The following is a 25,086-nucleotide window of genomic DNA, read 5'->3' as shown; positions in this document are numbered from 1 at the left end:
GTTTCTAATTAATAGGGATCATGTATTATTCCGGCTGTTTCACGTGGAACAGGTTATGAAATAAAAAAACTCGCGTTTAATTATAGGCTATAGGCTGGATTGATTTAAGGATTTGTTTCACGTGGAACGATAGTATAACGCAATACCTATAAATATAGGAGTAAAATAATGCCTGTCTGATTTAGTGGCTGAGTTTACCCGATAATGTATCTGGGAGTTACTTATAAAAGGAATGGCGTAATTTTGCACGCATGTTTCCAGAATATGATGTAATTGTTGTTGGTGCTGGGCACGCAGGTTGTGAAGCCGCTGCCGCTGCCGCTAATATGGGTTCCAAAACCCTGTTGGTAACCATGAATATGCAGACTATTGCTCAAATGAGCTGTAATCCGGCAATGGGGGGTATTGCGAAGGGACAGATTGTTAGAGAAATTGATGCCCTTGGAGGGTACTCCGGGGTTGTTACGGATCTTTCCATGATTCAGTTCCGGATGCTGAACCGGTCAAAAGGTCCCGCCATGTGGAGTCCCAGGGCGCAAAGCGATCGGATGTTATTTGCTGCCAAGTGGAGAGAAATGCTGGAACAGACACCTAACCTTGATTTCTATCAGGATATGGTAAAGGGTTTACTTGTAAAGGATGGGATTGTAAGGGGGGTAATCACCGGTTTAGGACATGAAATTCGGAGTAAGGCGGTTGTATTAACAAATGGAACCTTCCTGAATGGGATCATTCATATCGGTGAAAAACAATTTGGGGGAGGACGTGTGGCAGAAAAGGCCGCCAGTGGTATTACCGAGCAGTTGGTTGATCTGGGATTTGAAAGTGACCGTTTAAAAACCGGAACACCTCCCAGGGTAGACGGAAGGAGCCTGGACTATAAAAAAATGGAAGTACAGGAAGGAGATGCCGATATCGTTGGTTTTTCATTTACAGATACGCCGAAAATTGATGCCTCTAAACAGCGCTGCTGCTGGATCACTTATACCGATCAGAAAGTACATGATATGTTAAAGACAGGCTTTGATCGGAGCCCGATGTACGCCGGACGCATTGATGGAGTGGGACCGCGTTATTGTCCGAGTATTGAAGACAAGATTAATCGCTTTGCAGACAAGGAGCGACACCAACTCTTTATAGAACCTGAAGGTTGGAACACCGTAGAAATTTATGTGAACGGGTTTTCTACTTCGCTGCCGGAAGAAGTGCAATATGCAGCGCTCAAGATGGTTCCCGGATTTGAAAGCGTCCGTTTATTCCGGCCGGGCTACGCTATCGAATACGATTATTTTCCCCCCACCCAGCTTCAAAACACATTAGAAACTAAAATAATATATAATTTATACTTCGCTGGTCAGATTAATGGAACCACGGGGTATGAGGAAGCCGCCTGCCAGGGAATCATGGCAGGTATCAATGCTCATTTGAAGGCACACGGAAAAGATCCGTTTACATTGAAAAGAAGCGACGCCTATATCGGCGTGTTGATTGATGACCTGATTAACAAAGGGACTGAAGAACCATACCGCATGTTTACTTCGCGAGCAGAATACCGTACCCTGCTTCGCCAGGATAATGCAGATGCACGGCTTACCCCTATCAGTTATCAATTGGGCTTGGCTTCAGAGGAAAGAATGGATAAAATACGGCAAAAAAATAAAAATATAGTCAATATTAGAGCTATATTAAAAGAAACTATGCTCCGGCCTGAGGAAATCAATGGGTTTTTAGCCGATCATAATTCTTCCCCGATTCAGGAAAAACAAAAGGCAGAAAAGCTCTTATTGCGACCGGATATTGAGTTGGACAACCTGGTGGACGCCATACCTTTTTTGAAGGAACAGGTAAAAAATTATACCAGGGAGGAATTGGAGCAGGCTTCCATCCTTACCAAATATGAAACGTATATTGAAAAGGAGCGGGAACTGGTAAACCGGATGAGTGAAATGGAAAATCTGTCGATTCCCTCCGGTTTCGATTATACGCGATTAAGTTCTCTTGGAAATGAAGCCAAAGAAAAATTAAATCGTATCCGGCCGCAAACCCTGGGGCAGGCCAGCCGGATTTCCGGTATTAAACCCAGCGATATCCAAATCCTGATGGTATATATGGGTCGGTAAGGCAAAAAAAATAATCATTCGGTTCAGTAACAAGCCTGTCTGTTAAATCCGTTTTTCATCCGCGGTAAAAATCAGTTATGTTTCGTAGTTGCACAGTATTCATTGCAATCCTTTTTTTAACTATCACCCAACGGTGTATTTCTCAAACCCAAAGTAAGGAGCATCTTTCCGGCTTTTTGATGACGTCGCTTACTTATAAATTCAATTCCAGGTGGATGGCTTATACAGAATTGCAGGCGCGTTCCATCGAACATTTTACACCGCTGGATTATACTGAAACCAAGGGCGGGATCGGGTATAATATTGATAAGAACAATCAACCCTTTATCGGGTTTGGCCGATATATTACATACCGGGAACATGAACGTTATCAACGGGAGCTACGCCTTTGGCTGCAGTATACGTTCACCAACAAGATCGGTAAATTGAAAATGGATCACCGGGGCCGCGCCGAGCAGCGTTTTTTCCACTATCCTCAAACGGATGTAAACAAAACCGATCAGCGGTTTCGTTACCGGCTCAGCGCTACGTTACCCATCAACAGCAAAAAAGTGGAGCCCAAAACTTTTTTTATAAACGGATTTGAAGAGTTGTTTTTTGGTCCCAAAGCAGATCTCTTAAAAAGGAGTCGCCTGTTTGCAGGATTTGGCTACCAGTTTACAAAAACTGTAGGTACCTCTACAGGGTATATGTGGCAACGGGAATTAGCTCCGTCGGGAAACAGAAACCTGCATTTTATTTATTTAGCGCTGAATTTTGTGCTGGATAAAAAAGGGGATCATGAACGGCATATTGATGTGCCCGTAGCCGATTAGCAGGAGTACGAATTATTTCGTTCATTTTCGGATCTACACCTTTTCTTTAATATAGAACGACCATAGCTCTGCCTTCAGACAAGGCCTTCATTAACTGAGCGGCTGCCATTTTAAAGTATGCGGATAACAGAGCAGCTTTATACAAAGAGCCTATTGGCGATTAACCTTTCAAGTCGGACGCATAATTTACTTTAAACGATTAAGCAAACGCCTATGATCGGGCGCCTATGCCTTCCAGATTTATAATGATTTTCTTTTAATGAGTTTTGTGGGATTACGTTTTACTACGATTTGATCACCCAGCACCACTTCGGCAACGGACCTACCCATGGCCTCAAAGTCTGTTGAGATCACCGTGATACCCCCTTCAAGAATTTCTTTTACATCGGTATCATTATAGGAAATCAGTCCCACCTCTTTCCCAAGGGTCAGCTTTTTTTTACGGGCCAGCTTTATCAATGCCACGTCATCGGTATTGTATCGGCTGAATGTTACATATGCATTGCCTTTCCGGAAATTTTTTTCATCAATCTCCGATTGGATCAGGTAGGGAAATTGGGTTTCGGTGCAATAACGTAGAAAGCCGTCAATCACCAGGCGGGCATGAACCGCTTCCGGATGGGCTACAAGAATAAGCCGTTTGTATTTGGACAATTCATGATTCAGCGCAAGGAGGCTGTGATAGATATCGTATCCAAAATCCTGATAAATACTGTTATAGTTCCCTGTTAAACCTTTTTCATGAAGGTCGATGATAATTCTCTTCTTATCCGGGATCTGGTTTAACAGGGGTGTCACATCTTCTTTAAGAAAAGTAGCGATGACATAATGTGTATATTTTCCCAGGTTTTCCCGAATCAGTTTTTCAAATACCTGGTAATTATGGTGGTGAAAATAAATGTCAATATCTGCGCGTTCCTTTAAGTGATCGAACAAACTCCTGTAGAGTTGTTCCCGCATAATGTTCATTTTGTCCAGCAGCAGGAAGATCCGGAAATTATGATCAATGGCTTTTTTCCTTACAAAATAACCTTTACGGTATATCGATTCTATGATGCCTTTTTCAACCAGGTGATTCAATCCCTTTAGCAACGTTTCCTTACTCATCCGGAGTTGTAACTGCAATTGCTTTAATGAAGGAATCTGATCTCCGATATGTAATTGGTCGCTTTCGATAAGCGAAATAATATACTCTGATAATTGCTCATACTTCAGTTTGGCGTGTAGTTCATTTTTCACCTGTTTTGTATCTGCATCCACTGCTGAGCTCATAAAAAATCTTTCCGGCAAAAGTAAGTAATAACCAAAACAAACCAAACCAGAAGCGGAGATGCTTTAGTATACAAGTATAATATATGTGTAATTAATTTATTTTAAAATGATTATAAAAAATATGATGTAAAAATTTGGAAAAAAGAAAATTAAGCCTATGTTTGTTTTTATATATACCAGTCCAGACCAGACTATAAAATAACGAATATTGCGTATGAAACGAAGTAAAATCTTGCCGTTGCTGTTCGCCTTTAGTTTTCCGATCAGCTGTTTGGCGCAGACCGTAAAGAGTGTTACCGGTACTGTTACGGATGAAAATGGAACGCCCCTGCAAAAGGCCACTGTTATTATACAGGGCAAATCCGTATCCGGTATCACCGATACCAAGGGGAATTTTAATCTCTCCAATATCCGGGAAAATGATGTAATGGTTATTTCCATGGTAGGGTACACCACGCAAACGGTTCCTGTTTCGGGCGAAAATCATTATAAAATACAGTTGGCACCCAGCAACCAGGTACTGGATGATGTGGTGGTAATTGCATATGGGGAAGTAAAGCGGAAAGATCTCACCGGGTCTGTAGGTTCTGTTAATATGAAAGACATGGAAAAGGCGCCGGTCGTTTCTTTTGAAGATGCACTGGCCGGAAGGGTAGCCGGTATGCAGGTAAGCTCCAATGATGGTCAGCCGGGAAGCACCAGCAATATCGTAATCCGTGGAGGTAATTCCATTACACAATCCAACTCGCCATTATATGTGGTAGATGGTTTTCCGCTGGAGAGTCCGGACAACAATACGATTAACCCGGATGACATCGAATCCATTGAAGTGCTGAAAGATGCTTCCTCCACTGCTATTTACGGAGCAAGGGGCGCCAATGGTGTCATCATCATCAAAACAAAGCAGGGAAAAACCGGGCCTCCGGTGGTAGCGTACAATAACTGGCTGGGACTTCAGTATCCCATGAAGAAGCTTCCGGTGATGAGCCCGTATGAGTTTGTCAAATACCAGCTGGAGCTGAACCGTACAATGGCAGAGCGCCTGTACCTGCAGGATGGTAAAACACTGGAATCGTATAAGGATATGGAAGGAGTAGACTGGCAGGACTATGTGCTGCAAAATGCCTTTATGCAAAATCACAGTATTTCCGTAAGAGGGGGAACGGCCGCTACCAAATATTCAGTAAGCGGATCTTACCTGGATCAAAAGGGCATAGTGATCAATGGAGGATATAAACGTTATCAGGGCCGTTTCCAGATTGAACAACGTATTGGCAAAAATTTCAGAACGGGCATCAATACCAATTATACGCAGGCGATAAAAAACGGGCAGATCGCCAATTTGACCAGCGACAATCTGAACAGCTCTTCTGCCGGCAATGCTTCATCCTACCTGCTTTACAGCACCTGGGGTTACCGGCCGGTTACCGGAAAGGGAGAAAGCGATGATTTTATAGATATACCGTTTGATGATGAAGTGGCGTCCAATACCGACTTAAGGGTGAACCCGGTGGTGAACTCCAATAACATGTATATGTACGCTTTCAATAAATCTTTTTTCACCAATGCATTCCTGGAATATTCGTTTCTCAAATATTTTAAATTCCGGGTAAATGGCGGACTAACCGATATAGATCTCCGGTTTGAGCGGTTTAATAATTCAAAAACTGCAGCCGGAAACCCGCGCACGGTTTATGGCGCTACTTATGGTATTAATGGTTCGATTGATAACCAGAATGTCCGCAGCCTGCTGAATGAAAACCTGCTTACCTTCAACCGGACGTTTAACAGCAAACACCGGGTAGATGCTGTTGGAGGATTTACCATGCAACGCAACAGCACCCAGGGGAATGGCTTTGTATCGATCTTATTGCCAAACGAGGTACTGGGGATCAAGGGGCTTGACCAGGGAACCATACTTTCAAAAACAACTTCGGGTTCTTATTCTACCCTTGTATCCATGCTTGGGCGTGTGAACTATACCTACAATTCGCGTTACCTGTTTACCGCTTCGTTCCGGAGTGACGGATCTTCCAAATTCGCACCTCAAAACCGGTGGGGCTATTTTCCCTCCGGCGCTTTTGCCTGGAATTTGGGAAACGAACCCTTTCTTAAAACCGCCAAGGCAATCTCCGCTGCAAAACTTAGGATATCCTATGGTATTACCGGTAACAACAGGGTTTCCGATTTTCCTTATCTCAGCGTGCTGGACCAGGAAGTGTCCTCCAATACAGGTAATACCAAGAGCGGATACTATTTTAATGGTACCTATATAAAGGGAACGGTTCCTATACTGGTTGGCAATAATAATCTAAAATGGGAACGCACCGCCAACCTGGATCTGGGCCTGGACGTTAGCCTGTTTAAAGAACGCATCAGTTTGACTACTGATTACTATTATAAAAGAACCACGGATCTCTTGCTGGAGGCGTCGCTGCCTACGTCAACGGGTTACCTGACCGCCTTTAAAAATATTGGTGTTGTAGCAAATAGAGGACTTGAATTTACCCTCAATACCGTAAATGTAAGCACCAAGAATTTTACCTGGTCATCTAATTTCAACATTGCGTTTAATAATAACGAGATAAAGGAACTGAACGGGGATCAACCCAGTTTGATTACCCGTATCACCAACTGGAATGCCAGCTTTAATAATTCGCTACCCTATATCGCGTTACCCGGACAGCCCGTGGCTTTATTTTACGGATATGTTTTTGATGGCCTATATCCCATAAGTGATTTCAATGTATTACCCAATGGAACCTATGAGTTGAAACCGGATGTGCCCAATAACGGAGGCGACCGGTCACTTATAAAACCAGGATATATAAAATACAAAGATATTAATGGAGATGGGGCCGTAGATGCCAATGATCAAACCATTATCGGCAATCCCAATCCCAAACATATTGGTGGCTTTTCCAATAATTTCCGCTACGGACAATTTGATCTGAATGTGTTTTTACAATGGTCATATGGAAATGATGTGTTGAACGCCAACCGGATCGTTTTCGAAGGAGCTGAAGCAAGGATGAACCTGAATATGTATAAAAGCTATGAGAACCGGTGGTCTGTTGATAATCAAAGCAGCCTGCTGCCGGTGGCCGGTGGTTATGGGCCGAATGTTTACTCCAGCAGGAATATTGAAGACGGATCGTTCCTGCGGTTAAAAACGGTATCGTTGGGATATAATCTTTCATCCGCATTGATGAAGCGCTGGAAGATCCAGGCGGCTCGGGTGCATCTTTCTGCGCAGAACCTGGCCACCTGGACCAAATATTCCGGATTAGATCCGGAGGTTTCTGTACGGAACACGGCGCTGACGCCAGGTTTCGATTGGAGCCCTTATCCAAGAGCGCGTACGGTAACACTTGGTATGAACATTACTTTTTAACGACAGCGATAAAGAACCCATAAAAATATTCATATGAAAAAGCGTTTCTATTATATCTATACAGCACTGGCATTGCTGGGTTTTTCGTGCAACAAGATTCTGGACACAACCCCGCAGGATTTTGTATCGCCGGTTAACTATTACAATACAGAAAGTGAGCTGGAATCGGCCCTGGCCGGGGTTTATGACCGTATGGGCGATAACCGGGTGTATGCGCAGGGGATGGCCAGCTACCTGGTGGTGAGTGACGAGTTCTTCATGAAAAACCAAACCTCCGGAATCAATGCCAACATCATCGATGCATCCACCCTGGAAATCAACCGGCATTGGGAAGCTTTGTATACCGGTATTGAACGGGCAAATATGTTGTTGGAAAATATAGACAAGGCACAGCAGGTAAGTGAAGCAAAACGTAAAGAGATAAAAGGGCAGGCGCTTTTCCTGAGAGCCTATTATTATTTTTTACTGACAGATGAATTTGGCTCCGTGCCTCTAAAACTGCAATCCAGCAAAAGCCCGGAAGAAGCGCCGCTGCCCGGTAGTCCGGTAAAAGAGATTTATGATCAGATATTAAAAGACATGAAAGAAGCAGAGGGTCTTGTACGGTCGGTTTCGGATTACGGATATAACACCCGTATTACAAAGACCACGGTACAGGGTATACTGGCCCGGGTTTGTTTAACGATGGCCGGAACTCCGTTGAAGGATGTTTCAAAATATACGGAGGCCCGGGCCTATGCCGATAGTGTAATGCAGTCGGGCCTGCATGGGTTAAACCCCGATTTCAGGCAGATCTATATCAATCATGTTAAAGAAATTTTTGACACACGGGAAAATCTTTGGGAAGTAGAATTTAAAGGAACCAGCCAGGGTGAAATACAGGAAGGCGGTACCATTGGAAGTTATAACGGTATTACCTGCGGCAATATCGATACCGGGTATGGATATGATTATGTACATGCCACGGCTAAACTGTACAATGCCTATGCCAATGGTGATCTGCGAAGAGACTGGGCCGTGGCGCCGTTCCGGTTTGTAACCACTGGAAGCACGGTGGTACGCACCGCCTGGGGGGCCAACGAAATTTACGAGCGCAGTAATGGAAAATGGAGAAGGGAATATGAAACCGTTTTGCCCCGGAACCAGAACAATACCGGAACCAACTGGCCCTTGTTACGCTATGCGGATGTCCTGCTGATGTTTGCGGAAGCCGACAACTACTTAAACAACGGGCCTTCCGAAAAAGCGTATATGGCCATTAACATGGTGAGGCGGAGAGGATATGGGAAAGATGTGCTTGCCCCGGATACCCAGGCCGATGCGCCCGCGGGCCTTTCACAGCAAGACTTCCAGGAGCTGATCGTAAATGAGCGGCTGCGGGAACTGGCCTTTGAAGGGATTCGCAAGCATGATCTGATACGCTGGGGGATTTATCCAACGGTTATGCAGGCACAGGCGCGGGAATACCAGGCAAATATGCCTACGGCGCTACGGGATCCTGCTGTAGCGCAGGCCCAGCGGGTAACTGCGCGGGCAGTATTATTCCCGATTCCCAACAGTGAACTGGCGGTGAATCCTAATATCAAACAAAATTCCGGTTGGTAATAAAAATTGTATGCGATGAATAAGCTAATAATTGCTGTGCTGTTTTTTCTTTCACTGGTTTCCTGCAAAAAAAGATATGCGCTGGATGCCTTTGATAACTTTTCTATAGAGCTCGAAAAAACCAGTTATAAGGTGGGAGAGCCCATTCGCTTTGTAATAAATGGAAAGCCCAACAATCTGGTGTTCTGGTCGGGCGAGGCCGGTCATGTCTACGACTTCCGGCAACGTACGGTTGTGGAAGGAAATTCCATATCTCTTAATTTTAAAAGCTATGCACAGTTCGGGCAGATGCCCATCGATCAGTCGGTGATCAAGCTGCTGGTGTCTACCGATTTTAGCGGGAAATACGATTCCACCAATGTAAAAGCCGCTACCTGGGAAGACATTACGGATAAAGCGGTGCTATCAACCGGCCAGGATCAAACGCCTTCGGGCAATATTGATCTGAGCAGTTTTGCCGCCCGCAATAAAAATATAGCCATCGCGTTCCGGTATAAAACCAATGTGATAAAACCGGAGGCACAGCAAAACCGTTGGGTGATCCGTTCCTTTGACCTGAAGAGCATTAATCAGCAGGGCGATGAAACGATACTGGCCAATATGGCAACTGCTGGCTGGACCTCCTTTAATTTCAGTGGCCCTGCAACCAACTGGAGCATTACTTCTGCGCAATTATTAACGGTACGGAACAGCACCGATCTGGATGACGACTGGGTGATCACCAAACAGTTCAATCCTAACAAAACAATGCCGGATAAGGGAGAACCCATTAAAAACATTTCCCAAAAATTATATGAATATACAAGGGTATATAACAAACCCGGCGTATACAAAGTGGTATTTGTAGCCACAAATGTGAATGTAAAAGAAGCGGCATCTGTTGTAAAGGAAATGGAGTTAACAATTACGGCTCCATAATAAAAAAAGAGATCTATATGAATCGTGTGGTTATTTATTGTTTAAATGGAATATTACTACTGGGAGCAGGAACCGGAAAGAGTTTGGGGCAACCTGTTGTAAAGGCCGGGTTAAGGAACAATGCGCTGCGTGTAGATTGGAACCCGACCAGTAACGGATATAAAATAAAGCAGCTGCTGGTAAAAGATCAGAGCAGGTGGCGATCTTTGGCGACACCCCTGGGGCAATACACCCTGCTTTACAGCGCGGAGCAACCGAAGATGGATGCAGCGGTCTTTACAGATAAAGAAGGGAAAACAATCCAGTTTCCCGAACCTGAATACCGGTATATCATTCCTACCTGGAAGGCGAATACTTCCGCTGTTTCGATGAACCGGGAGGGACGTGCTATTTCTTTTTATCCACAGCAGTATAAAGCAAACGGCGACAAAATCATTTTTCAACAAAACACGGACGTTGCTACCGTTGAAGCCGTTTGGCAACTGGATCCTGTTTACAAAAATGACCTCCGTGTTTCCATCCGGCTGACGGCGAAGGCGCCCGGTTATTATTCCATTGCAAGTCCGGCGCTTACTGTAAATGACAAAGACCGGTTTCAATGGGCCTGTATTCCCGGGCTTTTTCAGGGAAACAGCATCAACCACAATTTTATTGATGCGTATGGCTATGGCCATGGAATTCCGGACAAACCAATGGTGGTACGGGAACGTACTGCGGCAGCACTTACAAGTATGCTCACCAATAAAGAGGGGATTACGCTGGCGGTTACGGCAGAGCCCGGAACCGGCCGCGATCCCTGGGCGTTCGATAAATCGACTCAGTCCGACTGGCGGCTTGGGTTATCCCTGATCAATCGCCATGAACAGCTGATGCCCACGCTCTATTACCCGGTACTGGGACAAAAAAACTCCTATTTAAAAGAAGGAGAAACAGTTTCTTTTGATTTCCGGTATACGGTGAATGCTGCAAACTGGTATCCGGTTTACAAACATGTGGTGAATGATATCTACCGCTTTGATGAATTGCTGCATATAAAACAGACCCGCTTATCCTTATCTGAACGGATCGGGCAACTTTTCAGCTATGTAAAAAATGACAGTACTTCCCGTTGGCGTACGTTTGAATATAACGGTCGCATCATTGGTGCACAGGACTATCTGGGAGGCGTATACGAGTCGAACAGGGACGCTGTTAAAAATGCGGATTATGGTGCGATGTGGATGCTGGCAACCATCACGCAGGATTCTGTGCTGATTCACGAGCGGTTAAAAGCAGCATTGAATTTTAAACTGACGCAGCAAAATACCGGCGGTGGCTTTTTCAGCGGTGCGGCGGCGGGTCAATATTACCTGTATCAATCCAAGCGGTTTACAGAAGAGTGGGGCCCGTACACCGAACCGGTTGCCACCACTTATTATATGTTGCTGGATATGGGTAATATCCTGTTGTTTGAACCCGGAAACGCAGCTCTAAAAAAGTCGATACGCCTTGCGGCAGACTGGCTGTTGACCACGATGAAACCGGAAGGCTATTGGGAAGTAGCGTATAATAATCATACGATGAAGCCGATGTTTACGGATCTGAAGGATTACCGTCCTACTTTTTACGGGTTGGTGGTTGCATACAAAACACTCGGGGACAAAAAGTACCTCGATGCAGCGCTAAAATCAGCGAACTGGTATATTAAAAATGCGGTAGAGCGGGGCTACTTTTTGGGCGTTTGCGGCGATGCGCGGTTTGCTCCGGATTTTGCTACCGGTCAAAGCGCCCAGGCATTGCTGGATCTGTACGATATTACTAAAGACTCGCGATTTAAACAGGCGGCTGTAACAACAGCACAATTCTATACGACATCCATTTACTCGCATCCGATACCGGGGCATCAAGCTAAGAAAAGCAACGGACGCCAACTGGAAGACTGGCAGATCAGCCAGGTGGGATTAAGCTTTGAACATGGTGGTACATTGGGTTCGGCAAATCCCAGCGGTCCTATCCTGCTGGCCAGTCATGCCGGTATGTTCGTGCGCCTGTTTCAACTAACAAAGGATTCCCTGTACCTGAAAATGGCCAGAACGGCGGCATTGAGCAAAGACGCATTTGTAGATCCTGCTACCGGTGTGGCCTCCTATTACTGGAGCGCAATGAACAAGGGCGCAGGGCCCTATCCGCACCATGCCTGGTGGCAGATAGGATGGATCACCGATTACCTGATGGCGGAGCTTGCGCTGCGGTCGCAGGGCCGGATCGATTTTCCCGCCGGCTTTCTTACACCCAAGGTGGGGCCACATAAAACATTCGGTTTCCGGGAAGGAAAAATATTTGGTCAGCAAGGAAAATTACTGTTTAAAGAGGGCCTGGTTTCATTAAGCAATCCGAATATGGATTACCTGTGTGCGTTAAACCAGAAGACAAAGAAGCTTTACCTGTTTGTACTCAATAATGATGACGAGCTACAGCAGGGAGATTTGAAGATCGACGGTTCCCGTTTTATCCCAGGATGCGAGATCCGGCCGGAAAGTGCCGAATGTTTCACGGCATCAGGCGAGCGCATGAAAGATGTTCCGCCAAACAAGATAAAGATCGGCCCCTATGGCCTGACGGTCTATGCATTTGATTACAATTAAATCGTTCAATAAATGCGCCCCATCATTACAGTCAGGCTGGTGCTTGTGTTTATGTTACTGATCTGCTGCGGGAATGCTTTTGCGCAGCCTCGCAGGTACCTGCTGCTGGGATCCGATTTTCAGTTCAAAGGCAAGTGGTTTGCAGAAACCAGTAAGGAAAGCATCAGTGGAAATATCTTACGGTTTTTAGAAGGCGAACAGGATTCAAGCTCCGATGCATTGACCGTATTGAAAGTAGAGCAGCCCGGAAACTATGCTATATGGATCCGCACGCCGGATTTTGAAACCTATCCCCGTACACGTTTATTCCAGCTTTCCATTGGCAATGCCCGGCTAAAGAAAGCAGGGGGGCATGGAAGGCCGGGATATTTTTGGGAACGGCTGGGTACTGCAGACCTGAAACAGGCAGCAGTATTGCTGCGTCTTCACAATTTTAATTATGGCCGCTGTGATGCCATCCTGTTGTTACAGGACAGTACCATTGACCCAAATAAAACCGATACAAAAACGCTGCTATCCTGGAAGAAGATCCCGGAAGAGCAACCCGTGATAGCTGAAGAAAAAAAGAATACAGCTCCCTTGCTGCGGATTGGCCATACAGACAAAGTCATAGCTGGAATTGAAAATGAAAATATCCGCCTGCAATTTGTAAAGGCCGGTGCGGATCAACGATCCATCGCCTGCAAAACGGAGATCCGGGAGCAGGGCCAGTGGAAGCAGGCAGGAGGCCAGATGGAAGACCATAAAGTATTTTTGATCACAACGGATGCCACAGCCATCCAGTTCAATAAATACTATCCCACCTGGGATAACAGGAACCCCGGGGCGTATTTTATTTTCGAAGGACAAAAGTATATCGTACAAAAACCCGGGGACGAATTCAATCCTTTTCAATCGGGCAACCTGAGCGAGGCCATTCCAGTAAGCGTAAATGCCATTGATAAACAAACCATCGAAGTGCAGTATGTAACCCGGAACGGTTCACCCGTCACCGGATTTTGGTCGCTACCCGCGGGGCAGCAACACATTGAACTGCGGCTGGTTTGCAAAACGGCTCAGCAGGGATATTATAGCATGGGGGTAGCCGCTTTTCAGCCAGTGGCAGACCCGGAGCTGGAAAATGTATTGATGGCCCCTATGTTTCAATATAAGCGTGTATCCGAATGTCCGCAAATGATGGTTACTTCTATGATGCAGCAACCTATTGCAATCGTTGCTGCCAAAACAAGCTACGGGCCTGTTTCAACATACGTGGCTGCAGATCCGGAAACACTTAAAAAAGACTGGGGCTCTGTAGACCACGCTCCTTCCGGGTTTACCCTTAAGAATCATCAGAACCAGGTACAGCCGGTAATGTTTGCCCCGGTTCTGGGGATGAAGGATTCAAAATATGAAGCAGGGCAACTGATCGACCGGCGGTTTATCATCGGGTTGGTTTCCGGCAATTGGGATACGGCCCTGGCCTATGTGTCTAAAAATATATTCCAGGTGCGTGACTATCGCAGGCAACAACAGGCTTCGCTTACGGATGCGGTATTTAATATGATTGCATTAACAAAGAATGATACAGCCGGCGGATGGGCAAAGGAACTGAAGGGATTTTATGATATTGAAGGGGACCCAAAAACAGCGCCGACAGTAGTGAATGCCACGCCGCTGGTGAATGTGGCCCTTTCCGTATTACAAAATGATGAACAGTATTACCTGAGCCGCTCGTTACCTACGATCGAATTCACCCTTTCGCGGAGCGGATACCGATGGGCAACCGATATTGTTCCCACAGCCTTTAACAATACCCGGAAAACATTAGAGCTGAATCCGCTTACTTCCCAGTTCACCACTTCTTACTATGTGGGGTTGAACCGCATGCTGGGAGGTTTGAACCCGTGGTTGGAGCAGCTTGCGTTGCCGGGTGATAGCCTTCGGGCGGCGAAAGGATATTCCACTGATTTTATTCCCTGGAATCAGGCGCTATGGGCCTACCACATGACCGGGCAGGCAAAATGGTTGCAACGGGCCCGTAACAATGCCGACCTGTTTATTCAAAACAAAATTTATTCAAACTCCAGCAAGCCGCTGAGTCATATCCCGTTTTACAACGCCAGCTTTTATGCGCCCTGGTGGGATTTGCTGGACCTGTATGAAACCACAAAAGACGCAAAATACCTGAAAGCCGCGGCCTATGGCGGATATTTTACTATTGCAGGTATCCGCAGTTATCCTTGTGTGGAAGACCAGCAGCAAACCATTCATCCCGGAAACCGCTATGAGGGCATTACCCATATCTGGTGGAAAGGAAATCAGCCGTACCGGTTGGGTTTCCCGAGAAAAAAAGAGGATGTGCAGGAAAAGAAGGTTCCGGAATGGCTGGTGTCTCCGGTAGGGTTGGGACTGGAGCAGCCCAGTACGTATTTTACGCGCGTAAAAGGACAAACTGTGCACCCGGTATTTATGAGCAGCTGGGCGCCGCATCTGCTGCGCCTGTTTCAATATGCGCATCAGCCCATTTATGAAATTTATGCCCGGAATGCCGTCATTGGCCGATACGCGAACTACCCCGGATATTACGGCACGGGTTTTACCGATGTGCCTATGTCGGCCAACTTCCCTTATAAAGGACCCGATGTAAGCTCTATTTACTACCATCATATACCGCCGCATATCGGGTTTAGCCTGGACTACCTGATTACAGAGGCTATACAGCGCTCTAATGGCAATGTGGAATTTCCCTACAGCAAGCAAGAAGGGTTTGTGTGGTTTAATAACCGGGTATATGGTGGAGGAAAAGGAACCATTTTCGGAGATACAAAAGCAATACTGCGTATGCATAAAGATTGGGTGCAGATTCAAAACCCGGAGATTAATTATGTAACCGCAATTTCCGATAAAAATTTCTGGATCTTGCTTTCTTCGGAAGCAGCTCAGGCCCAACCGGTAAACATCAGATGGGCGAAGCAGACCGGTGCCAAACAGGAGGGCCAGGCCCTGTGCTACGCCGGCGACGGGCAATCTGAAACAGTGGCCATTAAAAATGCGGGCGTTGAAGTGCAGGTACCTGCAAAAGGATTCCGCGCCATAGCCATTCCGTTGAATGCAATCGCATCGCAGAAAATATTTCCGCCACTGAAAGAAGGAATGAAAATTATCGACCTGGGTAAACCCTGGGGCCGTGTGTTCCTGTTCCGCATCCGTTCTCCCTTTGGATGGGATAGTTTTTATGGCTTTGCAGAAACTGCACCCTTAAGCGGGCATGCTGTAACGGTTACATGCAACAGTCAAACGCAGGAAGTAAAACAGTATCCCTATGAATGGAGTTTCAGCAAAATCGGGATGAGCGAGCCTGCTGTGATCGAAATGGATTTTAAAACGGATGGAAGCAAATCAGTATCCAAAAAAATTATACTTAATGGAAATGAATAAAACCCATAAGAAGGCAGGTGCTCCGGGGCTGCGATGGTTACTGGTAATGGCAACTGCGGTGGGCTTTGCCTGCAAAAAGAATACTTCCGGAAACGCAAACGATGCCTTGAAAACCCGGTTGGCTTACACGGCCCAGGCCCTGGCGGCAATTGATACGCCGGCAGTCAGCAGCAGCGCATACCAGGTATATATAAACAACATTCCGGTAAACGTATGGAAGGAAACCTGTTATGATCTGGAGCAGAACGGAGGAAAAAGAGTGGTACATACGGCCCGTTTCACCCATGTGCCGGGAGCGCAGATTAAAATTGTTTGTACGTCTGCGTTTACCAGTTATACCCTGTCGCCCAAAAGACTGAACCTGCAACCGGTAAAAAATGGCAATATCCTCACATTTACAGCAGCAGACTATTATAACTATGCACTGGATCTCCCCGGCAGAGAGCCGTTATTCCTTTTTGGTGCGCCCGATCTGAATGCGTATAAAAGCAATGCCACCGTAGTCTTCGACAGCGGCGTGCACAATGGGGTAAACGGTGAATTTCAATTGCAGTCCAACACGGTCTATTACCTGGAAGAGGGAGCCGTGCTGAAAGGGAAGATACGGATCGAAAATGATTCAAATATCACTCTGGTGGGCCGGGGGCTCATTGACGACCGGAGCAGCCCGGTTGCCGGTAATTTTATAAAAGTGTACAAAAGCAAGAACATCGTGCTGAAAGGGTTTGGTGTTCGTCATGCCGCGCTGGGATGGCAGGTGGACATGGTTAACGCCTCCGATGTGGACGTGTCGCACCTGAACCTGCTTAGCTTTGGTCAGAACAATGATGGGCTGGATCTTGGATCCGGCTGTACCCGGGTAAACTTCAGCCATTGCTTTATTGGCTCGGGAGATGATGGTTTTGGCTGGCATGCGATCAACGCGGCAGTGGATGGTGAAATACCGCTGGCCGACTGCCATGCCCGGGATTGTATGGTATGGAAAAGCCAGGTAGGCGTGGGCATCCGCATCGGCTCTTCCCTTGAAACAAGCGCGGTTGAAAATCTAAGCTTCCGGAATATTGATCTTGCAAAAATGACCTGGGGCGGGTATGCAGTGGCCATCCCACATTCCGATTGGGCGGCAGTGCGGAACATTACCTTCGATGGTATTTACGACGAAACTCCCGGCAATACAAAGTTCGTACTGGCCTATATCAAACAAACATCCAATTCCAATCCGGTATACCGGCCCGGTACCATTTGCAATATCCGGTTTACTAATTGTGTGAGCAATGGAACAGGTACCTTGTTTGAGGGGTACGATTCAAGCCATATGATCCGGAATGTAAGATTTGAGAATGTAAAGCTGGCAGGGCGAAATATGATGCAATCTGATGTGGTTAAGAATGCTTTTACGGAAAATATCGTGGTACAGGAAAATTAAAGCAGAAGAAATGCGCCGGATTTTTCAATATATGATATGGTTGTTTTTGGGAGTATGCAGTATTTGTGCAGCCCATGCACAAACAACGGCCGACCAGGAGAAGATTGCCGCATCGCAGGCCGGCGCTTCACCGCTTTATTTTGATGCAGCCGCATCCGGAATTCCTGCGGTGGAGCCGGGAAGTTTTTACAATGCACAGGAATGCCAGGTACGTGCAGGCCTCCCGGATTTCTTTGAAAAAATAAAGCAGGAAAAAGAAGTGGTAGTAGCGTTTATCGGAGGCAGCATTACCCAGGCCGGTTTTTGTTATCGCCTGCAGACGGCCCGCTACCTGGAGCAGTTGTATCCGTCCGCCCGGTTTAAATGGATCAACGCCGGTGTTTCCGGTACCGGAACGGAGCTGGGTGCGTTCCGGATCGGGGAGCAGGTATTGCAGCACAAGCCCGATCTGATTTTTGTAGAATTTGCGGTGAACGGCGCATATCCTGCAGGGATGGAGGGCATGATCCGGCAAACAATAAAAGCGAATCCTTCTACGGATATCTGCCTCTTGTATACGATACAAAACGGACAAACAACGTTCTATCAAAAAAATGAAGTTCCTCCAAATATTAAAGGGCTGGAACAGGTGGCGGCTCATTACGGATTGTCATCGGTTCATTTGGGTATGGAAGCTGCCAGCCTCGAAGCCGCGGGAAAGCTGATCTGGAAAGGGAGCCCCGGCGCCGATCCGGGAAAAATTATTTTCTCGGAAGATGGCATTCATCCGGCAACAGCGGGAGGAAACCTTTATGCAGCAGCCATCGCAAGAGCCTTTCAAAAAATGAAGACAGCTGCGCAGGCGAAAAAGAAACAACTCCCGGCACCGGTGATTACGGCCAACTGGGATGCGGCCACCATGGTAGAGCCTTCGATTGCGGCCCAGGCAAATAATGGTTGGGCGCCACATGCTACAGCACCGGATCCGGCATTAAATAAATTCAATCCCTGGTTTGCAACTGTTTTTACTGCCAACAAACCCGGGGCTTCTTTCCGGTTTCGTTTCTGCGGCGATCTGTTTGGCCTCTTTGATATCGGCGGTCCCGAAGCAGGCCAACTGGAGTTTACAGTAGATGGTAAACCCGTAAAATTGAGCAGGGAGAAGGAGGGGAGTTTTATGTATTACCAGGCAAACGACACCGTATCCAACAAGGTGTTGAACCGCTTTAACGCGTATTGTAACAACCGGTACCGCGGGCAGTTTGATGTCATAAAGCTGGAGCCGGGTGTGCATGATGTAGTTGTGACTGTCTCTGCACAGAAGGCCGATAAGCTTCAGATTCTTCCTGCAGATAAACGGGAAGATATAGAACAACATCCGGAAAAGTACGACCGGTCGGTCATTTATCTGGGGCGGATCTTAATAAGAGGAAAATTGGTAAAGGAACCGGCGCCTGCACGTATCAAGAATAACACAACAATCATTTCTTGCAACCCCTTTTTCACCGCTAAAAACACTTCCTATGATTAGGCTTTTATTTATTGTATTCAGCATTCAACTTCTTTGTTCCTGGAGTTCCTGTAGTAAACAGGACCGTTCTGTTGCAAACAATCTTAAACTACAAAAAACAACGCTCACCGGCGAATGGAGTTTTACGCTGGGAGAACGCTCAATTCTTTCCCAGAGCGGCTTTCCGCCTGGCGACAGCGGATATTATACCGATGGTGCAGTTCCCGTTTTAAAATTGGGCAACCAGTATTATGCCTTTTGGGCCCGGTACCGCAATTACAGAACCATTGCCAATTCCCCGTTTTTACAAGATCACCTGAACCACTTGGATCCATTAACACCGGTATTTGGTGGTAACCAGCCCAATAACGGAACGTCTAACGGGTTTAATGACGGTGGCATGTGGTTTATCGGCGTGCGGCAACTAAATGATGGCCGGCTTGCAGGCTTTTTCCATGCCGAAACGCACTGGTATCCCCGTAACATCCAGGGCTGGTATGCCTACAAATCGATTGGTGTTGCCTATTCAAGCGATAGTGGCAAATCCTGGGGTGCACCTTACCAGATCCTGAAGCATGAGTTAAATAAGCCCGATACTCCCCGCTGGTCGGGATTGGGAGATGGTGCTGTTATTTATAATCATTTAAACAATAAATATTATTGTTATTACACACCGGCCACCGGCGTCACTGCCATCTGCATGGCTTCTTCAACGGATCCAAATGGCTATGTGGGTTCCTGGAAGAAATGGTACAATAATGCATTTTCGGAACCGGGTCTGGGCGGTAAGCAAACTGCAATTGCTCCCCTTAGTATGCATCCGGGCTCAAATCCTTCGGTTCACTGGAATACCTATCTGAACAAATTTGTAATGATCTGGCATGGGTGGGATGGTAAATTATACATTTCCGCCAGTGCAGATGGTGAAGCCTGGGAACCCCCGAAGTTATTACTGGAAGACGGTCCCAAAACCTGGTATCCGGCCATCATTGGAACCAGTAGTGTTGAAGGAGGACAGGTGATCCAATTATATTATGCCTATAATTTCCGGCCGGATGGCAGAAGAACCCTGGCCTCCCGAACGATCACGTTTCAGCTGTTATAAAAAATGAAACAAAGAAGAAAAATATTCGTCACCCCGGGGGGTATAATATTTTGGGGCTTGAAGTGGCACGTAGGGTGCCGCCATAACAAAAGCATGAGCGCTTGTCAGCCAACCGGCGATACAGGCCCCCGCAATCCTGGAAAATGGCGTCTTGCTTTGATCACTGCTTTAAACAGTTTCCTGTTGCTTATGGCACCTTTTACCGGGCAATGCAGTGAGCAACCGTTGTTGCTAAAAAGCCCCTCGGAAAACATTGTGGTTACAGTATTCAGAGAAAAGAACAGCTTCTTTTACAAAGTGGCGCTGAACGGGGCGTCGGCGTTGACGGCCTCTCCGCTCGGTTTGCAGATAGACGGTGCTGCATTATTGAACAGCACTACAGCACCCGTATTGCTGCGGAAAAAGTTGCTCACAGACACATTGGCCCTGCTGAAAGATCATTACCAGGGAAAACAAATGACATATTTTAATTACCAGGTAGCGATCGGAGAGTCCGTTATGGAGTTTGCCGTATTCGATAATGGATGCGCCTTCCGGTATCGGTTACCGGAAAACGGAGGACATATTCAGTCGGAGCAAACGGGCTTTACGCTGGACCCCAACAGCCGCGTCTGGTTTTTTGAGCGCACCAATAGCTGGAAGCTGAAATCCTATGCCGGTTTATGGATGCAAACCCGGGCGGATAGCCTGGATAAAATTTCGCCGGAAGGGCCGGTACAGGGCAAGCCGGTAATTGTGGAATGTAAGCAGGGTGGGTACATATTCATTACCGAGGCAGCACTATCTGGTTTTAGCGGAATGCGGTTGAAGGCCGCGGGCAATCGTCTTGCCGTGGATTTTACAGAAGATGCAGCAGGATTCACCGTGCAAAAAAGCACGGAGGCATATAGTCCCTGGCGTGTGATCGGTTTCGCAAAAGACCTGAATGCGCTGGTGAATCATTTCATGATCGCAGCACTAAACCCGGCACCTGATCCGGTGTATTTTAAAAACATGGCATACATAAAACCCGGCAGGGCGGTATGGAGCTGGATCACTAAAGATGAACGGTACCTGGATCCTGGCTTTGAAAAACAGCTGATCAATGCGGCTGCCATGCTGGGATTTGAATATACGCTCATCGATGACGGCTGGGAGCAAAAATGGAATCATAAATGGCAGGTTTTAAAAGAACTGATCGATTTAGGTAATATTAAGAAGGTTGGCGTTTGGGTATGGAAGGATTCGAAGTTTTTAAGAGACAGTGTTTACAGGAATGCGTTCCTCGATACCCTGCAGCAACTGGGTGTAGCGGGCATTAAGATTGATTTTATGAACAGCGAAGCCAAAGCACTGGTTGATTTTGAAACTGGATTTTTAAAAGCCGCGGCCCAAAGAAAACTGATGGTGAACTTCCACGGCTGCCAGACCTCCACCGGTGAATACCGGACCTTCCCGAATGAATTAACAAGAGAAGGGATCCGGGGCATGGAACTCAACATCATGAATGAACCAATTCCTGCCTGGCATAATGCGGCATTGCCGTTTACCCGGCTCATTACGGGCCCCGGCGATTATACACCCGGACTGTTCTCAAAAAAGGGTGCTACGACCAATGCCCACCAGCTGGCATTGCTGTACCTGATGGAATCGCCGTTCCTGTGCATTGCAGAAAACCCGTTAACGCTATTGAACGATCCGCGTTTTAAGCCGGTTCTTCCGCTGCTGCGAAAGCTGCCGGCTACCTGGGATGAACGCGTTGTTTTGCCCGGAAGCCGCATCGGCCAGGCGGCCATCATTGCCAAAAGAAACGGCCGCGATTGGTACGTGGCGGCAGTAAACGGACAGGAAAAAGCAATGACACTACCACTGGACCTTTCATTTATAAAGGATCTCTCCGGATACCGGGCTACCCTTGTAAACGATACCGGGGACGGTTTTACCACTACGACCCTGTGGCCCGGGCAATTGCATAAAATAACCGTTACCCTGCAGCCATCCGGGGGGATGGTCCTTTACCTGGAAGCGGTACCAGGAAAGGAAACCAGGAGCCGCTTAAAGAAGAAGAAATGATGAAACAGATTTATATATTTTTTTTGATATTGATTATGGGCCTGTTTCCCGCTGCTGCACAGGTAAAACTGGAGGGGAGCGATATGCTGGTGCGCTCTGCGGGGAAAACCTATCGCTTTTCACCGGAGTTTACGGTTTTGTTCAGCGAGTCAGATCCAACCCTGGCGCTGAAACCGGCAGGCATTGATAAAGTGCCCTACAATGTGCCTACCTGGAAAACGGAGGCCGCAAAAGCCGATTACCGGCAGCAGCGCATCAATGAATCTGTGGCCGGAGATGGATTCGATGATAAGATCCTGCGTAGCAAAAAAGAAATGAGAACGGCTAGTATTTATCATGTTGGCCATTCTTTGACGATAAAGGCAGACAAGGCCTCGGAAAAAGGGGATACGGCATATTTCCATTTCCCCGATCAGGAGGGATTTACATTGCAGGCCTGGCTGGTAAAAAATACGGTGCCCTATCCTCAGCTTGAATTTCTACTGGTGCCCAAAAAACAAGGCTATTACAGTGTGGGCTATACCGGGGCTCCATCCTTTGAGAAGCGCAACACCCGTGAATCATGGCAGCCCTTGATCTGGACGGAGCAACGTACCCCGGACCAGCCTTATCTTACTCCGGCCTTTATGGCAACAGAACCCACCACCCTTGTAAACGACGGTGTAAATTCACTGGGCGTGCTGGCCCATCCACGGCATCTCCCTTTTCAGCCGCTGCCCTTGCTGGACAATAGCCAGTTTGGAATTGCCTTGTTAAATTCGAAAGCCCAATTGCAGCCCCAGGTGTTTGCGCCCATCCCCGGCGGACTGCATTCTTTTATGAAGGCGGACTCTTCTTTTCGCTTTTCTTTTTATCTGTTGGTTACACCACGCACGATTACGGATACCTATGAGCAGATCGCCCGGAATATTTTTGGGTTCAGGGATTACCGCACCAATGCTACGGTTTCGATGAACACAACCCTTGATAACCTCATTGATTATGCCAAAACACACTATGCCTGGTTTGTGGATAGCCTGAAGGGATTTGCCTATTCCACCGATGTTCCGGGTGCGGTAAAAAATGTATCCAGTCTTAATCCGCTGGAGATGGCCATTATCAGGGATGACAAAGAACTGTTTGAAAAGCGCGCCTATCCGTTGATGGAATTTATGCTGTCGCGCGAGAAGTTTTTATTCAGTTTGGACAGCACCCAAAAGATACAGTCCCCGTCTCGAAAACTCAAGGGGCCGATTGCTCCGCTGTCGGAACTGGGTGTGCTGCACAGTGTATTTCCGTCAAACGATGATTTATATACCAAACTGGCAAAAAAAGAATTTTTAAGAACAAGGGTACGTAACCTGGATGTGGAGGAGAAAGGAGCCAACTGGATCAACGCATTGTTCCTGTTTAAAATGACAGGAGACAGCACCTATCTTTCCATGAGCCGTAAGATGGCGGATGCATACCTTAAAGCCCGGGTGGATCAACGGATGGAAGCTTTTGGAGACCCGATGATTAGCACGCATTTTTTCTGGCCTACATTCACGAATAACTGGTCGGCGCTGCTGGAACTATACGAATTGACCCGGGAAGAGCGCTATTTAAAAGCAGCCCATGATGGTGCCCGGCATTATGCCTTATTTACCTGGATGGCCCCTGCGATACCGGATAGTATAATCACGGTAAACAAAGGAGGAAAAGCGCCCATGTACTGGTACCTGAAATCAAAAGGACATCAGCAGATGTATTATCCTGAAGAAAAAGTGCCGGCCTGGCGGGTATCGGAGATAGGACTCACTTCCGAATCTTCAGGAACGGCCACCGGACACCGGGGAATTTTTATGTCGACCTTTGCACCCTGGATGCTGCGCATCGGGTATTATACCAAGGATGATTTTCTGATCCGGATTGCAAAAGCATCCCTGGTGGGGCGCTCCGCCAGTTTCCCGGGGTATCATATGAACACGGAGCGTACCACGGCCTATGAAAAACCGGATTTTCCCCTGCATGCACACCGGGATCAAAGCGTAAACTCGTTTCATTACAATCATATTCTTCCGATGGCTTCCCTGTTTATGGATTATCTGGTTTCGGATGCCTTTATTAAAAGTGACGGCCGGATTCATTTTCCCAATGACTACATCGAGGGATATGCGTATCTGCAGAATAAATTTTACGGGCACAAGAAGGGAAATTTTATGGGCTCGGACCAGGTGCAGCTCTGGATGCCGGCACGACTGTTAAGGATCGGCGATATCGGGTTGAATTATATTGCTGCCCGGAAAAAGGATTCGTTATTCATCGCATTTTCCAATCAATCGGCCCATCCCGTTCAGACAACGGTTACGGTTAACCCGGCATGGGTCCGGTTTTCAGAAAAGGCGGTAATGACCATGCTCGACCGGGAAAAGCAGGAAGAACCGTTAAAAGACAGCAGTTTCACGGTAACCGTTCCCGCCAACGGTCAAACCGCTGTTGTGTTGAAGGGTGCGGTTGCTAAATCGTTGTTCCAGGACCAACTGTTGCAACCCGTACCGGATAAAAGCCCGGACTATTTTTCTATACCCGAAGGGCATGCAAAGGCCCTGTTGTTTAAGCTGGGAGGCTACGGCCGCAGGTTGTTTTTGTATCTCGAAGACGATGATAATAAATGGAGCAATGTCACGCTTCAATATCGTGTAGGAAAATCAAAAAAGATAAGCATTATAAAAAAAGAGTACCCGTTCGAGTTTACGGTAGCAGCGGATCTTCAGAGGCCCATTGCATTTTCGTTAACCCTCAAGGGTGCTGATGGAAAGACTGTTCGCACAAAGGAATACGAGCTGGGTAGTGTAACCACATCAATCAAACAGAAAAATAAATAG

The 25,086-nt window shown here is 46.9% G+C and carries 13 protein-coding genes; 12 read left to right on the top strand and 1 reads right to left on the bottom strand.

Features of this window, described 5'->3' with window-relative positions; all coding sequences use genetic code 11:
- The first annotated feature begins 251 nt into the window (after positions 1-251).
- Complete coding sequence (gene mnmG, locus LL912_RS17475; protein WP_235554879.1) at positions 252-2,120, top strand: tRNA uridine-5-carboxymethylaminomethyl(34) synthesis enzyme MnmG; 1,869 nt, start codon at positions 252-254, stop codon at positions 2,118-2,120.
- A gap of 77 nt (positions 2,121-2,197) precedes the next feature.
- The gene (locus LL912_RS17470; RefSeq protein ID WP_255785742.1) at positions 2,198-2,935 is read left to right on the top strand and encodes a DUF2490 domain-containing protein; all 738 of its coding nucleotides are present in this window, start codon (positions 2,198-2,200) and stop codon (positions 2,933-2,935) included.
- 240 nt (positions 2,936-3,175) lie between these two features.
- Here LL912_RS17470 and LL912_RS17465 read toward each other — a convergent pair whose 3' ends face one another.
- Complete coding sequence (locus LL912_RS17465; protein WP_235554877.1) at positions 3,176-4,207, bottom strand: winged helix-turn-helix domain-containing protein; 1,032 nt, start codon at positions 4,205-4,207, stop codon at positions 3,176-3,178.
- A 214-nt stretch (positions 4,208-4,421) separates the two neighbouring features.
- Here LL912_RS17465 and LL912_RS17460 point away from each other — a divergent pair, with 214 nt between their 5' ends.
- The 10 genes from LL912_RS17460 (at position 4,422) to LL912_RS17415 (ending at position 25,086) form a co-directional block, all read left to right on the top strand.
- A complete protein-coding gene (locus LL912_RS17460; RefSeq protein WP_235554876.1) occupies positions 4,422-7,601 on the top strand; it encodes a SusC/RagA family TonB-linked outer membrane protein in 3,180 nt (1,059 codons plus the stop codon).
- A gap of 33 nt (positions 7,602-7,634) precedes the next feature.
- The gene (locus LL912_RS17455) at positions 7,635-9,206 is read left to right on the top strand and encodes a RagB/SusD family nutrient uptake outer membrane protein (RefSeq protein WP_235554875.1); all 1,572 of its coding nucleotides are present in this window, start codon (positions 7,635-7,637) and stop codon (positions 9,204-9,206) included.
- 15 nt (positions 9,207-9,221) lie between these two features.
- Complete coding sequence (locus tag LL912_RS17450) at positions 9,222-10,124, top strand: DUF5017 domain-containing protein (RefSeq protein ID WP_235554874.1); 903 nt, start codon at positions 9,222-9,224, stop codon at positions 10,122-10,124.
- A 17-nt stretch (positions 10,125-10,141) separates the two neighbouring features.
- Entirely contained in the window at positions 10,142-12,748 is a 2,607-nt protein-coding gene (locus tag LL912_RS17445) for a prenyltransferase/squalene oxidase repeat-containing protein (RefSeq protein WP_235554873.1), read from the top strand.
- Between the two features lie 12 nt (positions 12,749-12,760).
- A complete protein-coding gene (locus LL912_RS17440) occupies positions 12,761-16,168 on the top strand; it encodes a hypothetical protein (RefSeq protein WP_235554872.1) in 3,408 nt (1,135 codons plus the stop codon).
- The gene (locus LL912_RS17435; protein WP_235554871.1) at positions 16,155-17,594 is read left to right on the top strand and encodes a glycoside hydrolase family protein; all 1,440 of its coding nucleotides are present in this window, start codon (positions 16,155-16,157) and stop codon (positions 17,592-17,594) included. Before LL912_RS17440 ends, LL912_RS17435 begins: the two co-directional genes overlap by 14 nt.
- Positions 17,595-17,604: 10 nt before the next feature.
- Positions 17,605-19,104, top strand: coding sequence for an SGNH/GDSL hydrolase family protein (locus LL912_RS17430; RefSeq protein WP_235554870.1), 1,500 nt, complete (start codon positions 17,605-17,607; stop codon positions 19,102-19,104).
- Positions 19,097-20,188: a glycoside hydrolase family protein gene (locus LL912_RS17425; protein ID WP_235554868.1), complete on the top strand. Its 1,092-nt coding sequence runs from the start codon at positions 19,097-19,099 to the stop codon at positions 20,186-20,188. Before LL912_RS17430 ends, LL912_RS17425 begins: the two co-directional genes overlap by 8 nt.
- Positions 20,189-20,377: 189 nt before the next feature.
- Positions 20,378-22,240, top strand: coding sequence for a glycoside hydrolase family 97 protein (locus tag LL912_RS17420; RefSeq protein ID WP_235554867.1), 1,863 nt, complete (start codon positions 20,378-20,380; stop codon positions 22,238-22,240).
- The gene (locus LL912_RS17415; RefSeq protein WP_235554866.1) at positions 22,237-25,086 is read left to right on the top strand and encodes a hypothetical protein; all 2,850 of its coding nucleotides are present in this window, start codon (positions 22,237-22,239) and stop codon (positions 25,084-25,086) included. Before LL912_RS17420 ends, LL912_RS17415 begins: the two co-directional genes overlap by 4 nt.

This window comes from Niabella agricola, from assembly GCF_021538615.1.
Taxonomy (GTDB): Bacteria; Bacteroidota; Bacteroidia; order Chitinophagales; family Chitinophagaceae; genus Niabella; species Niabella agricola.
This window is presented reverse-complemented; position numbering and strand designations above follow the sequence as displayed.

Bases quoted from the DNA above. Each gene is read 5' to 3' on its own strand.
- mnmG (WP_235554879.1), top strand. From the start codon at position 252: ATGTTTCCAGAATATGATGTAATTGTTGTTGGTGCTGGGCACGCAGGT.
- LL912_RS17430 (WP_235554870.1), top strand. From the start codon at position 17,605: ATGCGCCGGATTTTTCAATATATGATATGGTTGTTTTTGGGAGTATGC.
- LL912_RS17460 (WP_235554876.1), top strand. From the start codon at position 4,422: ATGAAACGAAGTAAAATCTTGCCGTTGCTGTTCGCCTTTAGTTTTCCG.
- LL912_RS17465 (WP_235554877.1), bottom strand. From the start codon at position 4,207: ATGAGCTCAGCAGTGGATGCAGATACAAAACAGGTGAAAAATGAACTA.
- LL912_RS17435 (WP_235554871.1), top strand. From the start codon at position 16,155: ATGGAAATGAATAAAACCCATAAGAAGGCAGGTGCTCCGGGGCTGCGA.
- LL912_RS17440 (WP_235554872.1), top strand. From the start codon at position 12,761: ATGCGCCCCATCATTACAGTCAGGCTGGTGCTTGTGTTTATGTTACTG.
- LL912_RS17425 (WP_235554868.1), top strand. From the start codon at position 19,097: ATGATTAGGCTTTTATTTATTGTATTCAGCATTCAACTTCTTTGTTCC.
- LL912_RS17455 (WP_235554875.1), top strand. From the start codon at position 7,635: ATGAAAAAGCGTTTCTATTATATCTATACAGCACTGGCATTGCTGGGT.
- LL912_RS17415 (WP_235554866.1), top strand. From the start codon at position 22,237: ATGATGAAACAGATTTATATATTTTTTTTGATATTGATTATGGGCCTG.
- LL912_RS17470 (WP_255785742.1), top strand. From the start codon at position 2,198: ATGTTTCGTAGTTGCACAGTATTCATTGCAATCCTTTTTTTAACTATC.
- LL912_RS17420 (WP_235554867.1), top strand. From the start codon at position 20,378: ATGGCACCTTTTACCGGGCAATGCAGTGAGCAACCGTTGTTGCTAAAA.
- LL912_RS17450 (WP_235554874.1), top strand. From the start codon at position 9,222: ATGAATAAGCTAATAATTGCTGTGCTGTTTTTTCTTTCACTGGTTTCC.
- LL912_RS17445 (WP_235554873.1), top strand. From the start codon at position 10,142: ATGAATCGTGTGGTTATTTATTGTTTAAATGGAATATTACTACTGGGA.